Source organism: Enterococcus cecorum, assembly GCF_052119425.1.
Classification (GTDB): domain Bacteria; phylum Bacillota; class Bacilli; order Lactobacillales; family Enterococcaceae; genus Enterococcus_E; species Enterococcus_E cecorum_C.
In genome coordinates this window covers 1-665 of record NZ_JBQKFH010000097.1, presented here as the reverse complement: position 1 = coordinate 665, position 665 = coordinate 1, and the positions used below count along the sequence as shown (strand labels likewise).

Here is a 665-nt window from a genome sequence, read left to right as displayed (position 1 = left end):
CTAGCGAGACTGCCGCAGACAATGCGGAGGAAGGTGGGGATGACGTCAAATCATCATGCCCCTTATGACCTGGGCTACACACGTGCTACAATGGAGAGTACAACGAGTCGCAAAGCCGCGAGGCTAAGCCAATCTCTTAAAGCTCTTCTCAGTTCGGATTGTAGGCTGCAACTCGCCTACATGAAGCCGGAATCGCTAGTAATCGCGGATCAGCACGCCGCGGTGAATACGTTCCCGGGTCTTGTACACACCGCCCGTCACACCACGAGAGTTTGTAACACCCAAAGCCGGTGCGGTAACCGCAAGGAGCCAGCCGTCTAAGGTGGGATAGATGATTGGGGTGAAGTCGTAACAAGGTAGCCGTATCGGAAGGTGCGGCTGGATCACCTCCTTTCTAAGGAATAGTACGGAAACTACACAAGTTTGCATTTGTTCAGTTTTGAGAGGTTTACTTCGGGGCCTTAGCTCAGCTGGGAGAGCGCCTGCTTTGCACGCAGGAGGTCAGCGGTTCGATCCCGCTAGGCTCCATTAGTAGAAAGTGATTTCTACTATATGATTTGTTCATTGAAAACTGGATATTGAAAAGTAATACAAAAAACCGAGAAAACACCGCGTTGAATGAGTTTAAGAAGTTCAATTGCTTTATTATTTAAATGATCTGATCG

General features: G+C 49.0%; 1 tRNA gene and 1 rRNA gene. Both read left to right on the top strand.

What is annotated here, in order from left to right:
* Positions 1-394 (top strand): 16S ribosomal RNA (locus tag ACTQZM_RS11960); the annotation flags it as partial.
* A gap of 61 nt (positions 395-455) precedes the next feature.
* Positions 456-528 (top strand) — tRNA-Ala (locus ACTQZM_RS11955).
* Positions 529-665: the final 137 nt, after the last annotated feature.